Origin of the sequence: Gimesia aquarii, assembly GCF_007748195.1 — a bacterium.
Lineage (GTDB): Bacteria > Planctomycetota > Planctomycetia > Planctomycetales > Planctomycetaceae > Gimesia > Gimesia aquarii.
In genome coordinates this window covers 7,095,599-7,114,113 of the sequence record NZ_CP037920.1, presented here as the reverse complement: position 1 = coordinate 7,114,113, position 18,515 = coordinate 7,095,599, and the positions used below count along the sequence as shown (strand labels likewise).

Below are 18,515 nucleotides of genomic sequence, written 5' to 3'. Positions count from 1 at the left end.
TCACTGAGCACAAAAACGAATGCGTTTTCATTAGAAGTGTTCAAGTGAAGAACCCAGGTCACCCACTGTTGGTTCTTCCAGGATGACTTCCTTATCCGCCAAATCAGTACGAGGCAATGGAATTCGCTCACCCTTTGAGGATTTCTTCGACATGGGGTTTAACCATTTGGGGAGCTTCGAGAAATGCGAAGGTTCTTCTAATTTCGTCTGTAAAATTGCCGGTTCCAGTTCAACTGGTTGTTGCTGAGACACATTTTGAATGGAAGTGGGTTTTTCTTTTTTGGTATAAAATTCCAAACCGAAAAAAGGAGACCGGCCATCACTGTCCATTCGGAACATTTTATTAGCAATGCCCTGGCACCCTGATTGTGTACCAATCAGGAGGGTCGTAATACTAAGAACCCAAATTAGTCGCAGCCCATTCATTTGTCGACTTATTCCATCCTTGTCTAAGTCAAATCACTCTTAATTTACTTTGCTGTCACATTTGAATTGATACTGTATCAACGATGTTTTGTGACGGCTCTCTTTTCACTGATTTGGAACGAATCCCTTTTCGTCATCGACTAACTGAATCTTTCAGTTTGCTCAATTTTAGTAGATGGAGGGATCTCTTTGAAATTTTTTGATTTGAAGCCGTTTATCCCCAATAGATTACTGATCTATTCGTCCGTAATCGACTCAGCCATTTCACTTTCGATCTCTTCTTCAGACTGAACGGGAGGTTCGCTCTGTTTGGGAACATCACGAAAACCGAGTGTGCTGGTGATTGGCCCATCACCGCCTGCCATTTGACAACCCGTCATCGACAGCACACAGAGCATGGAACAGCAGATTGTAAGGTGTAACTGTTTACGCATAGGGATTCCTTTCCCTTTGACCCCATAATAATACCCCCTTAAAATCTGTTGCGGTTAATAACAGGAAATGGCTTTTATGTGAAGAGCATTTTGTGCTTCGGCACACCTCTCCCCCTGATTTTCAGAGACATTTCAGGTACCTTTCTCTCATGTTGATTTTTCGCGTCATGTTGTTTTAAGGCCACATAGTGGTAACTGCTTTTCTATAAATGGTTTACGTGTTTAAACCCTCTTTCACCGTTCCAAGCGTTGTGAATTCGCCTCATTCTGTTTTGGTCTCGGTTTGTCATGTGCCGAAAAAAATGTCCGCAATGTGTTTTTTCTATCTGATGACCTGTTAACGACTTACAGTTCTGTTTTTGAACAGATTGTAAAAAGTTTTTAGCGCGGAGCCCCTTTTGGTATTCAGCTTGCTTTACATCCCTGTATCAACTTTAAAACACAAAACTCGATGCAAAGCATTCATATTTAACACCAGGGAGACCAACACCATGAAAAACATCTTCACTCAACTGATGAACGACGAAGCCGGATTCATTGTTTCTGCCGAGCTTGTTTTGATTTCCAGTATCGCCGTTCTGGCAATGATCGTCGGACTGTCTGAAGTTGCTTTAAACGTTAACAATGAACTCGAAGATGTGGGCAGTGCCTTTTCCTGCATCGATCAGTCTTTCAAACTCAAACATGCACATGGTCACAAAGCCTGCACCGAATCAAGCAGCTTTTACGATTCGTCTGACTTCTGTGCTGGTCAGTGGGACGTTGAATAATTGTTCCCTGAAAAACCGAATGACAACCTCCAAAACGTCCTTTCTTTCCTGAAGACTGTCTGCAGGGCTTCACCAACCCTGCAGATTTTAAAACCCGAAACAAACCCAATACCCACTTTATGAACTGGAGACTATCACCATGAAAACCGTGTTGATTCAACTGATGAACGACGAGGCCGGATTTATTATCTCTTCCGAGCTAGTGCTCGTTTCAACAATTGCCGTATTGGCCATGATTGTAGGGCTGAGCGAAGTCGCTCACAACATTAACCAGGAACTGGAAGATGTTGGTAGTGCATTTGGTCGGGTCAACCAGAGCTTCTATGTTTCCGGTGCCTCAGGCCACAAGGGCTATACGTTTGGAAGTGATTTCAATGATCGGGTTGATTTCTGTGACAGTCAAAACGACATCGTTTGTGACCGTGGCCCTGTTCGTGAAGGACGAGGTTACAACAACTAGGCGTCTCGTTATGACTGCGAAATAGATAACGTTTTCCGCATAGGAAGCAGGCTTGCATCGAGGCGGAGGTCTCCACCTCAGACACCCTGATCATTTCAAATGATGAGGGTGTTTTTTTATGCGCAGCATGATGACTTGGTATCAAGTCAACCAGGAGCGGCTTTGGTGTACTTGTTCCGGTTGCTCAACATGATGAGGGGCTTTCAGTGATTCCGGAGAGTGGATCGTTTTTTTTTCCTCGACGGTTTCAGTCTGCAGGATTTCGATAAGCTCACACCAGGACTCTCGATGAATCTCCAAGACCTTAATGGCATCGTGAATGTATTTCGGATCCTGTTTAACATCTGCGTGGTTTAAGTTCTCATATACAAAGACAAACAGTGCTTTCAGCTGTTCAACCATCTCGGGTTGCTGTTCGGGATTCAATCCACCTATCAGTTCGGCAACGAGCTCACGGCTTTTGTCTAACGCAAAGTGAGTCTGCTCAAAATTTTGGGTTTCTGCCGCCTGTGCTGCTTTTCGGGCAAAACGTAATGCGCCATCAACCACCATAAGATGCAACTGATGTGGTTGTGCTGTTAGAACCTGGTTCTCAATATAATCGCTTCCGTTCATCTCCTTGATCGCCCCTCTATTTAATTTGATTGACTCGATTTAGTAGAAATTATTTTTTATTGTTGGAATTGTTAAAAGTCAGAAGTTGCAGTCGTTCTAATGCAGACTGTTGTGAGTTCAATTGATTGACGATCGTTTCCTGTAGCGTAAATTGGCGAATCAGTCGTTCGCGACGGTCTTCCAAAATCGAATTCAGTTCATCGACACGTGTGTTCAATGAAAGTGCCGATGCCTGCAATGAATCTATCTGTGCTTTAAACGATCCGGTAAAGGGATCCGTCATCGCGGTGATCACTTCATCCATGACAACGGCAAATCCCGTATCTTCCTGCTGGAAAAACTCCGTAACGGCACTGGGATCGTCGATCAATACCTGATCAAAAAAAGATTCGTTAAGCTGTAATTTCCCATTACTACTAAACTGAACTCCTAATTCAGACATGCTCTTAATCGAGTTGTTACTGACAGAAAGTTTTTTTGTCAGTAATCCTTCCAAACGGGAAACCGTTGTCAATACAACACCATTTCCATTGAGCACACCTCGTTCATTCGTTTCAGAGTTAAAACTGGTGAGTGAATCTTTGGCATCGACGAAGGCATTATATGCAGTGATAAAATTATTGATCGAAGATTTAATGCCTGCGGTATCACGGGCAACAGAAATTGTGGCTGGTGAAGTACCTGTTGAAAGTAAGTCGATTTCCAGTCCTGTAATGGCATTGTCAAAACTGTTGGTAGATGAGGTCAATAAAAATGAGGTTTGCGGGTTACTACCAATGCGAATGAGAGCGTCTTCAGCATCAACAGAAGTGGAAAATCCAAAATCGAATGAACTCTCCAGAATCATTTCCCCTGCACCACCGCTTCGTACAGACGTCAAAGAGAGTCGAGAAGAATTAAATGCCGTGCCATCATCAATAATCGATGCGGTTGCAACGCCTGTGGCATTAATTTTTTCTGCAATGTCATCAAGCGTATCTGTTGCCTCAACCGTGATCACTGTCGTCTGATTACTTTCGACACTGGTTGTTCCTGAGCCTAAAATTCCCAAGTCCGCTGCCACGGTTCCACTGGAGACTTCTTCGACTTTGACATCGAATGAGCTTCCACCTGTACTTTCGATAATAAAACCATCTCCGGCATCATTCAGACGGGCATTGATTTGCGCACTGGCTGTGGTGGCAGCATCATTAATTTTTGTGAGCACATCCCCGATTGTTTTAGTGGTTGTTGCGTCTGACAAGTCGACGTTAAAGCTGACTCCATCACGGTCTGTAATGCGAATGCTACCCGTTGAGACCGCCGTACCATTTTTTCCATAAGTCGATAAGGATGTCTCTTCATTAACATAACGCAAATCCAATGAACCGGAATCAACGGTATGTTTTGTTTCAGCAAGTGTTGTATCGATTTTGAGGAAGCTGGCTAAATTCCCGGTGACATCTTGTATTTCAATGGATGTTCCCGAAGGAGCCGAGAGATCTTTGATTTGGATCCCCGTTTTTGTATCGTTCAAGCTGGCTTCTATTTGAATTGAGCCATTCGCGTTGATCAGATCAATCACATCATCCAGAGTTTCCGCTGAAGAAAAGTCGATGGTTGCATTTCCTGCTGCACCATCTGTAATGGAAATCTGACCTGCGTTTAGTACGGTTCCCGTCGCGGAAACTCCGCCATTCAGGCTTCTGAGCAAGACGGAATTTAAACCACCAGAGAGGGTGCCCAGAATGGTTCCACCGGGAGCTGACTGCTGAATTCCCAACTCACGTGCTGCTAATGAGCTGTTCAAGGCAGTGACTTCAAAGGTAGAACCACCGACGGTATTATCAACCAGGCTTAATTTCCCATTACTGTCAATAGAGGCGGTCACTTTGCCTGCATTAGAGACATCATTATTGATTAAATCGACGACGTCTCCAATCGTCTGCGCGGTATCTAAATTAACGTCGATGGTTGATGCATCCGCGGCCGTGATTTGAAAGTCATCGGAACCTGCGACTGTCGTAATCCCATTTCCATCGTTAATTTGTGACAAGTTAAAATCAGTAGTCACTCGATAGACGGAGTCACCATTAAACGACGAGCCAGCCACTGACTTCAAAATTCCCAAATCAGCTGCTGTTTGACCGCCGCCCACTTCGGTGACGGAAAGAGTTCCCACACCTGAGCCGGTATCGGTAATCACCAGATGATCGTCTTCAATACTGGCGACAATCGTTGTGGCTGACTTATTGATGGTGTCGATCACATCATCGATATCAATTGTCTTGGTCAGGTCAATGACTTCTGTCTGACCATCGCGGTCGGTAATGCGAATACTCCCACGTTGAACGCCCAAACCATTATTCAACTCTTCCAGAAGTTTGGGCTGATCCAGCTTACCGCCATTTGAAAGGGTAATGGTGGTTGCTGTTCCAATTTGTGTTGTATCGGAATCAGCGAATCCTTTTGAAATGACTTGATGGTTCGATGAGGTACGCAAGCCCTGTAATTGATAGGTGGCTGCGGTGGCGGTGCTGTTGGCGGCAACGCTGAATTGACTCGTGTCGGAGCTCGTGGCCTGCAGCGTCTCAAAAGTGCTTTCCAGGCCCAGTGTTTGTACTGAGGAATTCAACGAAAGCAGGTTGGCTTCGAGGGTCTTGATACCCCCTTCAACAGCGGTAAATCCGGACGCACGATCTGCCAGCTTCACGAGAGCATTTCGCTGGACGCCGATCAGGGCGTCCACAATTTCCGTAATGTTCAATCCGGTTGCCAGACCGACACCGGAACTAATGCCTGACATCTTACCAAGCCTGTCTTAGAGTAATTGAGCGACTGCTCCTCTTACATTACAAGAGCCAAATCCTGAAGTCATATCGTTAGTGCGCGCTTGGGCCCTTAATCATTGACCGCGCACGACGGACTACTGCATCTAAATTTATATCGGTTAGTCAAAGGTTGCTGCTTGAAGAGAGTGTTCCAAGATCTGCTCTGTAAAGCGGCTTTTTAAAAGAATTTAGCAATTATGAGGAATTTTCAGGCCATGATGCTATTCGATCACAGCATAGGAAAGTGAAGTCGCAAAGGGAAATCGTTTCAGTCGTAACTTTGGCAGTCCGATCGTTTCCATTGCAGCGAGAGTCTCTCCTGGAAATAAATCCATATTTAACTCATCAAAGGCAATGATTGCCCCTTTGGGCATTCGTGGAATCAGTTGCTCCAACGCGATTTTTGTTGGTTCGTATAAATCTGCATCGAGATGTAACAATGAAACGACCAGATGCTGATTTTTTTCGAGATATTCTGGCAGCGTGACACCGATATCCCCTTTCACTAATTCCACTTTCGGAATGTGATTCAGATAACGGGTGGAATCATAAACCTGTGTCGCTCGTTCGATATCTTCCATTGCGTTTTCTTCTGACTTGAAACCGCCTACTTCAAGATGTTCGCTGGTTCCCGTTGTGTCTTTTTCGCTCAATGAGGGAAAGCCTTCGAAAGTATCAAAGCCGATAATTTTTCGTAGATAATTAACAGGCTCTAAAATCGCACTGAATTGTGCCCAAGCCATTAAGCTGGCGCCCCGGTGCACGCCGAGTTCGACAACTGATCCGTTAACATCTAACTGTTGTTTGAAAATTTCATAACGAGCCAGTAATTTAGTAATCGATTGTCTTGAAACGTATTTAGTAAACGCATCTAACTTGTTTAAGTTCGTGCCAACACTTGTTTCCCAATACTCCTCGACAGCATTGAGTGCATTTAAATCACTCGCAGACTGATTCTGCGATTCTCCCACGTTGCCTCGTAGTAAACCTTTTTTTTCTGCCATATCTAATTAGCTTTTTATGAAGTGTTTCGTGAATAAATCTGGTTTCAGGATGCCGATCTCTGCATTGCGTTTCTGGCACGTGTGATTTCTTGAATGCGCCAGCCTTCGTTCAGGAATTGAGGATCTCTTAGATCCCGATACCGCAAATTCAATACAAACCGGACATGATCCGATTGATTTTTTGATGGAGTGTGCGGTGTCAGACTGTGAAATAACAGCACGTCTCCTACATCCAGCGCCGTTGGTACAACGCGGTCGTATTGGTTCACCTCTTCGGGAGGAAGTGAATGCCATTTCGTGTTAATTCCATGATTATATTCGTCGTGTGGAACCGGTGGTTTTTGATGCTCACCTAATGCGAACGTCAGACTACCATTTTGTTGATCCGTTTTCTGTAGAGGTGCATAGAGCGTAATTGTTGAATGGGGACCTTCATTGTAATACCAGTCCTGATGCCACGACGCAAGATGCCATTCTCCCTGAGGCATACTCATGAGAATGATATACCGATCATGGATTGAAATTTCATGCGAGAGCAGTTTTTCGAGAATCGCCATTAATTTCGAATGTGCTCCCATCGCATGCAGGGATGGAGCAAAATTCATGGCATCATATAGAATGCTCTGCGTACCGGGAGCCTGCTCTTCCAGCCTGATCAATCGATCGCTGATTTGTGAAATCTCATTTTCGTTTTCAAAGACTTCACAACCGTTGTGTCGTTCCAGGAGAGTGAGGCGTCCTGAAAGATCGTTTCGAATCGACAGGAAGTCCACGGGATCAAACAGGTTTTTTACCAGCAGAACCCCTTCTTCTGCATATTGATCCAGGCGCTCATTTGAAAGTTCAACACCTTCTGTCTGACAGTTCAAGGTACATAATTGGTTTATAGGAAGCATCATTCACCATCCCTGGTCATTTTGATGAGCCGTGTGTTTATTGTTCGTAGCCAAACTGATCGACTAAAGGTTTAAAAAAACGGTTGACCATTGATCTTTCAGACTGAGTCAGCTGGTTGCGCCACTTGCCAATCAGCAGAGGTTGAACAAGGGGCGAATCTGACGTGTGCTCTTCATCAAGTCGTAATGCTTGTGCCGGGAGCGAGTCGGTGGCTGTGGAAGCAACCGCGCACTCGGGTTGTGCCATTAATTCACGTATTTCAGCAGCAATTTCCGAGGCAACGTTCAGTTTTAGTAAAACTCCTAATTTGGTCGCCATCTGAAAAATCAAAGCTTCAGCATTTTCTACGATGTGTTCATAAGGAATGACCATGATTCCCGGTAGACAAAGTGCATGGTGTATTTCCTGATAAGCACTCACTGTCTGGTCGACGGCGGTTGAGAAATTGATGTCGCTGTTTTCCATCTCGATGCAAACCACATCACGAGGGTCACGATAATGATAAAAAGGGCGTACGGCATCCTGTTGAGCGGCCTCAATAGCTTCTTCGGTCAGCAAATGAAACCGAATAATCATTCGCTCGTTTACATTCATCGTTCCAATCAGATGATTCAGTTCCTCCAATGACTCTGGCTCTTCGACCTGGAACGTATAGTTCTGTTTTTCCCAGATCTTCTTAAAGACTTCCTGTGACCAGTCGGTTCCTGAATTGGGAATTCCGAAATTAAAGATGATCATATTTTATCCTGTCTGAAATCGTGGTCTTTGTGGAAGCATTCATATATCGAACGCTGATTCCGTCTACGTTTATATGATATCGCTGTCGATTGAATCACGTTGTCTGTTTTTCTGTGAAAGGAACTGAGGCCTTGGGACCTGTGATTCAGATTGGTCGTGTTCCCCACGGTAGGGGTGTTGATCTTTGAAATAATCGATCAATCGCCCCTGATATTCGATCAAGATTGCCTTGAAGGGAATTTGATTGCGTTCAATTTCAAGTACAATATCGGCGGCTCGCCATTGAGTGGCAATCAGAATGACTTCGACCGGTTCTTCGATCAAATGATCTCGGAAGAGAATTTCCTGACCCGTTCCAGGTACAAAAGTGCCGACTTTATTCTGATCTGAATCGATTACAACCGGAAAGCGATTTTGATCAAGCTGGTTCTGGTTGATAAACGCAGCCGCTTTTCCAGTACCGCCCCAAATTGCCACTCGTTTTCCGGTGCTCACCAGATCATCAAACTGCTGCGCCAGTTGAGCCGCAGACTGCAGAGCCTTTTCCTGAAACATCACTGCCTGACGTGCTAATTCGACCTGGTGTTTTTGCGGCTGGAAGCTGGCCAGTCCGTAAATCACTTCGCCGTTGTAGCTGGTTTCAATCAAATCAACGGCTGTGGCACAGCGGGTTAACAGTCTTTCCAGCGATTGGGTCGTAAAATGAGAATTGTGCTCGTAGAAGAAGTCAACCGTGCGACCTGCCGCCAGTACACCGTCAATACAGGGGACTTCAATAAACAGTTTGGTCGCACACTCAGCGACGTTCGCGGCAAATGCGACTTCTTGCGCAAAACCCAGAGGATTCATCAAATGTTCAAACACATGTCGGCTGATGATCAGATCGGGCTGCAGTTCCGCCAGATGTGTTCCTGGTTCAAACAACATCGCCCGAGCATCAATCAAGGCGCCTTCGGTCTCGATTTCTGCGTTTGGATCAAAGCCGATGAATTTTCCTGTAGGAATTTTCTTTGCCAGTGAACGCAATAGATGACCTTCTCCACAACCGATTTCCACAACAGTTGGATTTTCAGGCAGATGCTCTGAAATCAGGTCGCAGACTTTCTGCAAGTGTTCAGACCAGATTGCTCCTTTGTTGAACATTAAGTTTGGTTTATCTGAATAAGGAACCTTCGCATAGTCGAACGCGGCATTCGAAATGTGTCCGCAATCCACACACCGCATGAAGTCATGCGGCAAACGTTCCATCGTCTGTGCTTCTTCGCAGGTCTGTGGCCACGCCAGTGTCGTCAAGGGGAGCAACCCTCCATCATAAAACTGGACCGCAATATGGTATCCACAAGCGGGACATGTATAATTCTGCATGGCAGAATTGAGGAGATGGGAGTGATCTTGACTTTGTGTGTTGTTTAATGAAGCATCCATGCTTTCATCCTTATTTGAGGCAGAGCTTATCAGATTCGTATGAGGTTGATGAGTTTTTTTTTGTGTTTCTAACTCGTGCAATGCAGATTCGAAAAACGCTTCCAGTTCTCGAACAGTGTTCATATCTTCAAAAACAAGATGACTTTTGGAAAGAATTTTCAGACGGAGTTGATCGCGGAAATTTTCATCTTCACCAATGCGACAGGCGAGATCAATGTATTCGTCGATAGACGAAACAACGCAGTCCATAATCTCCATCTTTTTATAGACAGCCAGCATACCGCGACCACGCATATATTTTGCCGGCAATGTCACAACAGGCGTTCCAATGGCCATCGACTGATAGGAAGTATTGCCGCCTCCGAAGTGCATCGGATCCAGCATGACGTCGGAAATATAAATCAGGTTCAGAAAGTCATTCGTCGACATTCCGCGCAACCAGTGAATTCGATCAACGACATCAGAAAAAGATTTATTAAATCGTTCGACTAGTAAATCCTTCCATTTGGAAATTTGGTCACGAATCATAACGATACGTGCTTTTGGGTCTTTTCGTAGAATACCTGCCAGGACCTGATCAAATTCAGGATGAATTTTAAACATGGTTTGAGGGCAGGCATAAATATGTACGTCGTCCGAAAGCCCAAATGCCCCTCGCGTTTTTATTTTTTCCGGTAAACTGGGTCGATAATAGTAAGATGGTAGAGAATTTAATTGAACTAGTTTTTCTGAGTAGTGTTCTTCTGCATCTTCCGGTTCGATCAGCTTGCTTGAGATAAAATAATCAATGGTTTTTAAGCCGGTCGTAATTGGGTGTCCCCAGGTAACACTCTGGATGGGTGCATGACGCGTTGTGGCAAGAGAGAAGATAAACGGATCCATGCCAATATCAGCATAATACAAAATATCCAGTTCCAGGCTTTGCAGAACCTGATTCGCCCGTTGTAGATCAATTCCCAGAAATACATATTCGTCTGAATTTTCCCGAATATGTTTTGCTGTGGTATCATCGTGTTTTACGGTTGAAATCGTAATGACATGATACTTTTCTCGATCAAAATTCTTGATGATCCCTTTCATCAATGAACCAATGGTATGGTTATAGAATAGACTAGATATGAAACCAATTCGGATCCGTCCATCTCGTTCGATTGTTGGCTCTTGCTGATTCCAGGAAAGAGTGTTTTTGAGTAGATATAGCTCCGCCATACGTTCGATAATCGGACGGTCATTAAATCCCTGGTATGCGAGATAAAATGTGCCGGGGATCAGTTTAATCGAAGCATCAATCTGCACCTCATCAGCGTGCATCTCTTCGATTTTTTCTACAAACGATTGACGGACTTCATTAATTGCTTCCTGAGAAGCGGGTATCGGTGGTAACAAACTTGCAATCGCGAGGCGATATTCTGGTAGAGCGACTAGCTCGTAGGCTTTTTCAAGTGCATCTCTCGCTTCCTGAAACTGTCCCATTCCCTGGTAGATAGAAGCTAGATTGCTGTAAGTCTGGAATAAAGAATCGTCCAGCTCGACAGCACGCAAGAAACTTTTAAGAGCTTTTTTTGTCTGTTGTTTCTGGTTTTGAACATGGCCTCGATAATTCCAGAGTATCGCACTTTCAGGATGGTATTCGAGTGATTCATCGACATGCTTACTGACTTCCTTGTCTCGCAATTGTCGGGAATACAGATCAATTAAATGGATTCGTGATTGTAAATGATCTGGCTCAAGCACCACCAATGATTCAAAATAGCCAACCGCAGAGCCGGTTTTTCTCTGTTTCAATCGAATGCAGCCCATGCCATACAGGGATGCTGTATTAGTTGGATCGCTTTGATAGAGACTTTGAAAAATATCATAGGCATAGTCCAGATCACCAAGTGAAGCTGCCAATGTGCCTAAGTGAAAAGCGGCACCGGGATGATTTGGGTGCTGATCCAGAATATTTCGATATGTCGTCAATGCCAGGTGAACTTCTTGTGCCCCCTCCAGAGCTTTCGCTAGATGCAATTGAATATCACAATTCTCAGGTACCTGTTTGAGAGCATGACGAAAACATTTGATCGCGGATTCAAACTCTTGCTGTTCGGCATAAACGATTCCCAAATTATTCAAAATTTCCCAGCAATTTGGCTGGAGTATTGCTGCTTTTCGGAGAACGATGATCGCTGCTTCGTATTTTTGCTGTGATGACAGAAATACGGCATAGTTCTTCATCGTATCGAGATGGTTGGGAGCGAGCTGCAATGCGCGTTGAAAGGAATCGTCAGCGAGCTCAGGTGTTTCTGACTTTGATAGCGCATTGGCTAGATTAAAATGGGCTGTATGAACTTGAGGTGCCAGCTTGATGACTTGCTGACATATTGTAATGGACTCTTTGAGGCTCTCTTCTTCTTCAAGCAATAGATTACCAAGGTTTATCAACGCGTCGATATAGTCTGGCTTTAGTTCAAGCGATTTGCGGTACGCTTCAATCGCTTCCCGCTTTTTTCCTGCTGAAGCGAGAGTAATTCCCAGATTAAAGATGAACGTCGGATTTTGAGAATCCAATTCGATGGCGCGCTCGTAGTTTGTAATTGCGTCTTGTAATTGGCCTAAGCCTTTATAAGCAGCACCTCGATTTGAATAGAAAGTTCCGAATCTATCATTCTGGCAAATAGCGCGTGTAATAAAATCGATGGATTTTGTGTATTGTTTTAAATGCAAGTACACCACACCTAGTAAATGCAATGCATCTGCTTGACCCGGGTCGTGCTTGAGTACTTCACGGTAAAATTCTTCTGCCAGAGGGAGATTTCCAGCTTGATGCTGTTGAACCGCCGTTGCCAATAGTTCCTGAGGTGAAGGCATAGAATCTTCTTTGAGTCACAGTACGGATTGTATTTTTTGCAATGCAAGCTGTTAAAACCTGTGCAGGTTCGATCACCAGCTAGACTATTCCGGTTATTCTGTTTGTATCGGCTGAGGCGGGGAGAGAGATAAGCCGTTTCTTTAGTCAGTCTGAAATCAGATTCAAACAAGGTTTATAACTGTAAGCTGTTTGGGGAAATAGGATGAACAGCGGGTATAAATAAAAAACACTACCCATCGTATGATGAGTAGTGTTTTCGTTTCTGAACTTATTTTTCAGTCGGTAATCGACTTCTCAGAGGATTATTATCCTAAGAGACTCAATACCTGCTGTGGGTTCTGGTTGGCAATCGAAAGTACCGAAATACCTGCCTGGTTCAAAATCTGAGCTTTCGTCAGATTCGCAGTTTCGACAGCAAAGTCGGTGTCCACGATCTGGCTTCGAGCTTCAGAAATGTTTTCCAAAGCAACCCCCAGCGAGGAGACATTGGTTTCGATCACGTTTTTCTGAATCGCACCCAATCGACCACGAAGGGTGGAAACACGGTTGACTGCCTCTTCGATGATATTCACCAGGTCTGCACCAGGAACAGCAGGACCTACATCAAGCAGACTCTTACCACCGCCTGATCCCAGTTCGAACAGTTTACCGGAAACACCACCCAACCGGGCCGTATTCACAGCTTCAATACCAATACCTACCTGACCGGCGGCTGATACATCCTGTCCAATCTGGAACAGTGAACCACCACCGGTAATTGTTAAACTGGCGGTATTTGAGGCTGTGTTAGCAGCAGCAGTGAAGGAGAACGATGCATCAAGCTGTTGAGATCGCAGGTTGGCCTGTAGACCAGAACCTTGAGCGACCTGTCCGTTAATTCGGGCGACAATATCGGAGCCGATATCTCGTGAGAGAGCATTGGCATCGGTCACATTGTCGACGGTATCAAAGGTTCCAGACAACACGTTAACGTCAACAAACTCGTCAGAGCCATAGTTAGAAGCACTGAAAGTCAAGTAAGCGTCAGTACCACCGCTTAAGGCAGCAGCAGCGGTGACATCGACGACACCAGCACCAGCACCTTCGACAGCCGTGGAGATCAATGCGTTGGTATCGGCATTACCATCTAATAACGTCTTGATAGAAGTCGCGTTCGATGTAATCGCATTATTTGCATCAGATGCAACCTGAATATTAATCGTAATATCAGTGTTATTATTACTGAATGTAATACCTGCGACTGAGTTCGGCCCATTGGCGGCCGTTATGGCAACTCGAATATTCTGTCCTGTACTACCTAAGAGACTGTCTGACGTTCGGGCATCTGTAAATGTCAGATCTGAGTTAACAGCAGCACTGTCAATTACCAGATTACTGGCAACCTTATTGGTTTTTGTAGCGGTCACACCTGTAATGTCGGTCACACCATTCACAGCATCACGCACGTTGTCAAGCGAACTTGAGGCTCCGAGGAATAGCACCTGACTACCACTGGCTCCACCAACTTCGATTGTTGTGGCAGATGCTAAACCACCAGAAACGGCACTATAATCCAAGCTGGCCTGAGTTGCGGCAGTCACGATTGTGGCATCGAGTGTAATCGTACTGCTGGAACCGAATACGGCTTCGTTGACCTGGAAGTCAGAAAGTTTGGCTGAGTCGACTGCAGAGGCTTGTGTTCGGAATGCTTTACTACCATCGATCAGTTTGTCGCCGGCGAATGATGTATTTGCTGAAATTCGGTTAATGGCAGATAAAGCAGTATCAATTTGAAGCTGATTCGCTGCAATTTCATCTGATGACAGAGCACCTTCGTTCAAGCCTTCTTGAACCAAACCTCGAACCTGGTTCAACAGGTTGGTGACTTCACCCAGAGCCGAGTCAGCAGTCGCGATCACGTTACTGGCACGGTTACTGTTTTTGATTGATTGCTCAATCGCAGACACCTGAGATCGCAGTGTTTCACTGGCGATCAAACCTGATGGATTGTCTTTACCAGAGTTAATTTTCAAACCAGTTGACAATCGTGTCAAAGACTGGTCTAAAAGACTCGTAGATTTATTTAAACTACGTAAACCTCTGATCGAGGCAACGTTAGTATTAATTCGTGTCATGGCAAATAGCCTTTCTCACTAGTATTTAAAGCTTCCCAAGGGATTTACTGGGTTAGAGCTACATTATGATTTAAGTACCCGAGTGATGCTGAAATCACTCGTAAACATTAGTTTTCGTCCCTGTCAAATCCAAAAATGTCAATTAAAACAGTACATTTTGACAGGATTTTTCGAACTGATGTGGCTTATCTTTCCATAACAAAACCATTCCAGATTCAGATGATGCAATGAGAGCACAGAGGGAAACCGCGCAATCACGCCTCTTTCATATCGGAATGATACTTTGGGTAAATTAGGTGTCTTGGTTGTTTTTTTGAAAATAAACCGATCTCTCTGTCATCGCAAACAGGTAAAGACTAGTCATGACTATTATCCTGTCCTTCAACAAAGTGTCGGTTGTAACTCTCATGTTATAAGAGAGGAAATGTCGGATCGTGACACGCAAAGTGATATGAACATTAAGTCGGCCAGCACGATCGTTATTGTTTGCCTAACCGGACCTTGCCTGGATTTCTAGACTGGGAGAATCGATTTAATTGATTCTGTTTAACACGTTGTATAAACAATTTACTGATGCGTCTCTGAGAGTAAAAAAACATTTGTGATGGGATCCAGATTCCAGGCTGTTTCCATGTTTATTTTAGTGTCTCCAGGACTATTTGGAATTCGTATCATCGCTTTAAAGTCGCCATGGTTTAAATTGGTTGTTCTATAGCTGATGCTAACAGGACCAGGTGTTCGGGACGAGAATATGATTTGCATTGAGCCGTGTTTCAGTATCATACGGAATCACTCTGATGATGGATTCCTGATAGCAGATCCAGAGTCGTTGCATTAAAGGAATCATGACATTCCCAGAGTTGAACCTTCATATGCTTTTTATACCTGCTTTTGCAGCGATGTGGGTTATGAGGATTAATAACAATTGTTCTGATGAATGCTGGTCGTATCAAATGAACTTAGAGTTTCACAACTCTCTCTATTTTCACATGAAAAGTCATCGCTTACTTCTCAAGATCTCTGATTGTCATTGACGATTCATTTTCCATATCTTGCCAAAAGCGAATGTATGACAACAGGTGATTGAATAAACTGACAAATGATGTCGGATCGGTTGATGGACTATTTTAAAAAGATCATATTACACCTGCTTTGATCAAACTCACTTTTCAAGATGTATTTCATCCTAAGAAGACCACTTTAACGAATCGCATACCTTAGGGAGCAGCATCGCATGCCTTTGTGTCCCAAACACACTAGTCATATGGTTAAGGAAGCCCACGCTCGATTAGGAAGATCACTTGTTAAAATTCAAAAGACACGTCAGACATCAACAATAGAATCAGAAACGCCTGAGACCATGTTTCGAAATTGGGAAAAGAAATGGATGCACCGCCGCGAGCTAATCGCCAGCCGTATCCAGATGATTGAAAATCAACTGAAAGAACTTGGAAAATCGGACCTGCCCCTTCCGATGACTCAATTCTCTATCTTTGACGCACCGGGAGAGTAGGACACTCGATCTATTTCATACTTTATTGAATAACATGATCTCTGACCATCTAGGGGTCGTCATATCACTCTGTTCAATAAATACTGAAATTCAGGATCGCAGTTGGTTGACAACTCTGCTGATTCGACGAATCGCTTCTTCGATTTCTCCACTCGTATTGAGAAACGACAGGCTTAATCGGACAGCAGAGCGATAAACGTTTTCGGGGCAGCCCATTGCCAGCAACACGGGAGCCGGGTCTCGCGAACCGCTGGCGCAGGCGCTTCCCAGAGAGCAGGAGATTCCGGCCAGATCCAGAGAAACGAGTAGCGCTTCCCCGTCCAGACCTGGAAATGAGATGTTAAGCGTGTTGGGAATCCGGTGTTGTTGGGAACCATTTACAACGATTGGCGCGCATTGTTCGCCGAGACCTTGTTGCAAGCGATTGCGAAGTTCGTTGACCTTCTGAGAACGTTGTTCTCTGTCGCGCATCCAGCATTCCAATGCCCGTGCCATTCCTGCAGCAAGCGCCACTGGTTCGGTTCCGGCGCGTTTGCCTCGTTCCTGATGACCTCCGGCAATTTGGGGATGTAGTCGGGCACCTTCTTTGACAATTAATGCACCTACACCGCGGGGCCCATGAAATTTATGGGCTGCCAAGCTGATGGCGGTTGCACCAGAATCTTGAAAATGTACCGGAATTTTGCCGATTGCCTGCACACAATCCAGGTGCAGGGGAATAGAATTTTCTGCGCAAAGTGATGCAAGAGGGTCAATATCCTGAATCACTCCCGTTTCATTATGAGCCAGAATGACTGAAACCAACTGAATGTTGTCCCAGTTCTGCAGTTGTAGCTGGTCTTGATTGATTCTGCCATCAGTGTTGAGGGGAAGTAACGTTTGTCTAATTCCTCGTGGGGACAGTCGGCGAATGGTATTGACGGTCGCCGGGTGTTCCCCTGCTGTTAAAGCAATTTCACCGGGCGAACCAGTTAAGAAGCCATGTATGGCAAGATTAATCGCTTCGGTACCGCCACTCGTGAAAATGATTTCTTGTGGCTTGGCTCCGAGGAGTGAAGCGATCGACTCACGCGCATCCTCCAGCACGCGGCGTGCCTGGCGTCCCTCGGCGTGAGCACTCCCCGGATTAGCGTAATGTGTTTGAGAATACTCTGCTACCAATTCCACGACTTCATCCAAGGGCCGCGTTGTAGAATTGTTATCCAGAAAGATTCGTTGTGAAGCGGGAATCGACATGACACATCAGTATTTCATGATCGCCTTTTAATTCGAAGGCAGTGAGAGTTACCCTTTGACGGCTTCTTGCGCCTGCGTTTTGAGCTGATTGGGAACATGTTCAATCAGCATATCTATAATATCATCCTGAGTGAGTCCTTTACTGTCCGCCTGAAATGTTGTCACAATTCGATGTCTGAGGACGGCATGTGCGACCGACTTCACGTCTTCTGTGGAAACATGGAATCGTCCTTCCAGAATCGCTCTGGCTTTGGCGCCCAGAATTAAGAACTGGCCAGCCCGCGGACCCGCTCCCCAGGATAAATATTCTTTGACAAATTTCGGCGCAGTTCCTTCTGCAGGACGAGTTGCTCTTACCAGGTCGCGGGCATAGACAAAGACATGTTCAGCGACAGGTACTTTGCGAACGACTTCCTGCAGCGCCAGGATCTGCCGACCAGTCAAGGCCGCTTCCAGGTTAGGTTGATGACTGCTGGTTGTCTGTTTCAGGATCATCAATTCTTCTGCAGCAGAAGGATAATTGACGACGATATTGAACATGAATCGGTCTAGCTGTGCTTCAGGAAGTGGATAAGTTCCTTCCTGCTCGATCGGATTCTGTGTCGCTAATACAAAAAATGGTTCTGAGAGACGATAGGTATTTGTACCGACAGTCACGTGTCGTTCTTGCATCGCCTCCAATAAAGCGGCCTGAGTCTTCGGAGGCGTTCGATTGATTTCGTCTGCCAGTAACACATTTGTAAAGAGCGGTCCCTGCATGAACTGAAAGGTACGATGTCCTGTTTCAGGATCATCCTGCAAAACATCGGTTCCGGTAATATCTGACGGCATTAAGTCGGGGGTAAACTGAATTCTGCGAAAAGAGAGATGTAGAATTTTTGCAATTGTACTCACGAGTAACGTCTTTGCCAGACCGGGGACGCCCACCAGCAGACAATGGCCGCGGCTGAACAGTGAAATCAGAATTTCGTCTACCACTTCAGTCTGGCCAATAATCACTTTGCCGATCTCATCGCGCATCAGTAAGTAGGCATTTGCAAGACCACGGATGGCTTGTGCCTCCAGATCTCGTTGTGCTTCATCATCTTCCTGAATCATCAGTTGATCATCTTGGTCGCTCATATCCACAACAGCCTTAACAAGAAAATCGCAAACTACAATAAGTTCTCATTATTGTTTATACTTATCAACAGAACCGAATGGAAGGGGCTGTAAGCCGTGT

The 18,515-nt window shown here is 45.0% G+C and carries 14 protein-coding genes; 3 read left to right on the top strand and 11 right to left on the bottom strand.

Features of this window, described 5'->3' with window-relative positions; all coding sequences use genetic code 11:
* Positions 1–30: 30 nt before the first annotated feature.
* Both V144x_RS27070 and V144x_RS27065 read right to left on the bottom strand, forming a co-directional pair.
* On the bottom strand, positions 31–426 hold the full coding sequence (locus V144x_RS27070; RefSeq protein WP_144990153.1) for a hypothetical protein: 396 nt from the start codon (positions 424–426) through the stop codon (positions 31–33).
* Between the two features lie 236 nt (positions 427–662).
* Positions 663–860 (bottom strand): hypothetical protein, encoded by a 198-nt coding sequence (locus V144x_RS27065; RefSeq protein WP_144990151.1) that lies wholly within the window; start codon positions 858–860, stop codon positions 663–665.
* Positions 861–1,351: 491 nt separating this feature from the next.
* Here V144x_RS27065 and V144x_RS27060 point away from each other — a divergent pair, with 491 nt between their 5' ends.
* On the top strand, positions 1,352–1,630 hold the full coding sequence (locus V144x_RS27060; RefSeq protein WP_144985299.1) for a Flp family type IVb pilin: 279 nt from the start codon (positions 1,352–1,354) through the stop codon (positions 1,628–1,630).
* Positions 1,631–1,769: 139 nt separating this feature from the next.
* On the top strand, positions 1,770–2,090 hold the full coding sequence (locus V144x_RS27055) for a branched-chain amino acid aminotransferase (protein WP_144985300.1): 321 nt from the start codon (positions 1,770–1,772) through the stop codon (positions 2,088–2,090).
* Positions 2,091–2,231: 141 nt separating this feature from the next.
* Here the strand turns inward: V144x_RS27055 and fliS are convergent, their stop codons facing one another.
* From fliS to V144x_RS27020, 7 genes are all read right to left on the bottom strand, one after another.
* Positions 2,232–2,705 (bottom strand): flagellar export chaperone FliS, encoded by a 474-nt coding sequence (gene fliS / locus V144x_RS27050; RefSeq protein WP_144990149.1) that lies wholly within the window; start codon positions 2,703–2,705, stop codon positions 2,232–2,234.
* 49 nt (positions 2,706–2,754) lie between these two features.
* A complete protein-coding gene (gene fliD / locus V144x_RS27045; RefSeq protein ID WP_144990147.1) occupies positions 2,755–5,490 on the bottom strand; it encodes a flagellar filament capping protein FliD in 2,736 nt (911 codons plus the stop codon).
* Between the two features lie 246 nt (positions 5,491–5,736).
* On the bottom strand, positions 5,737–6,519 hold the full coding sequence (locus tag V144x_RS27040) for a TylF/MycF/NovP-related O-methyltransferase (protein WP_144990145.1): 783 nt from the start codon (positions 6,517–6,519) through the stop codon (positions 5,737–5,739).
* 44 nt (positions 6,520–6,563) lie between these two features.
* Entirely contained in the window at positions 6,564–7,418 is an 855-nt protein-coding gene (locus tag V144x_RS27035) for a phytanoyl-CoA dioxygenase family protein (protein ID WP_144990143.1), read from the bottom strand.
* Between the two features lie 34 nt (positions 7,419–7,452).
* Positions 7,453–8,154 (bottom strand): hypothetical protein, encoded by a 702-nt coding sequence (locus V144x_RS27030; protein ID WP_144990141.1) that lies wholly within the window; start codon positions 8,152–8,154, stop codon positions 7,453–7,455.
* Positions 8,155–8,223: 69 nt separating this feature from the next.
* Positions 8,224–12,429, bottom strand: coding sequence for a tetratricopeptide repeat protein (locus tag V144x_RS27025; RefSeq protein WP_144990139.1), 4,206 nt, complete (start codon positions 12,427–12,429; stop codon positions 8,224–8,226).
* Positions 12,430–12,735: 306 nt separating this feature from the next.
* The gene (locus tag V144x_RS27020; protein ID WP_144990137.1) at positions 12,736–14,544 is read right to left on the bottom strand and encodes a flagellin N-terminal helical domain-containing protein; all 1,809 of its coding nucleotides are present in this window, start codon (positions 14,542–14,544) and stop codon (positions 12,736–12,738) included.
* Positions 14,545–15,778: 1,234 nt separating this feature from the next.
* Here V144x_RS27020 and V144x_RS27015 point away from each other — a divergent pair.
* Complete coding sequence (locus V144x_RS27015) at positions 15,779–16,057, top strand: hypothetical protein (RefSeq protein WP_144990135.1); 279 nt, start codon at positions 15,779–15,781, stop codon at positions 16,055–16,057.
* A 90-nt stretch (positions 16,058–16,147) separates the two neighbouring features.
* On the opposite strand, the gene V144x_RS27010 is transcribed toward V144x_RS27015, so the two are convergent.
* The gene (locus V144x_RS27010) at positions 16,148–17,293 is read right to left on the bottom strand and encodes a cysteine desulfurase family protein (protein WP_144990133.1); all 1,146 of its coding nucleotides are present in this window, start codon (positions 17,291–17,293) and stop codon (positions 16,148–16,150) included.
* Positions 17,294–17,341: 48 nt separating this feature from the next.
* Positions 17,342–18,415 (bottom strand): AAA family ATPase, encoded by a 1,074-nt coding sequence (locus V144x_RS27005; protein ID WP_144990131.1) that lies wholly within the window; start codon positions 18,413–18,415, stop codon positions 17,342–17,344.
* Positions 18,416–18,515: the final 100 nt, after the last annotated feature.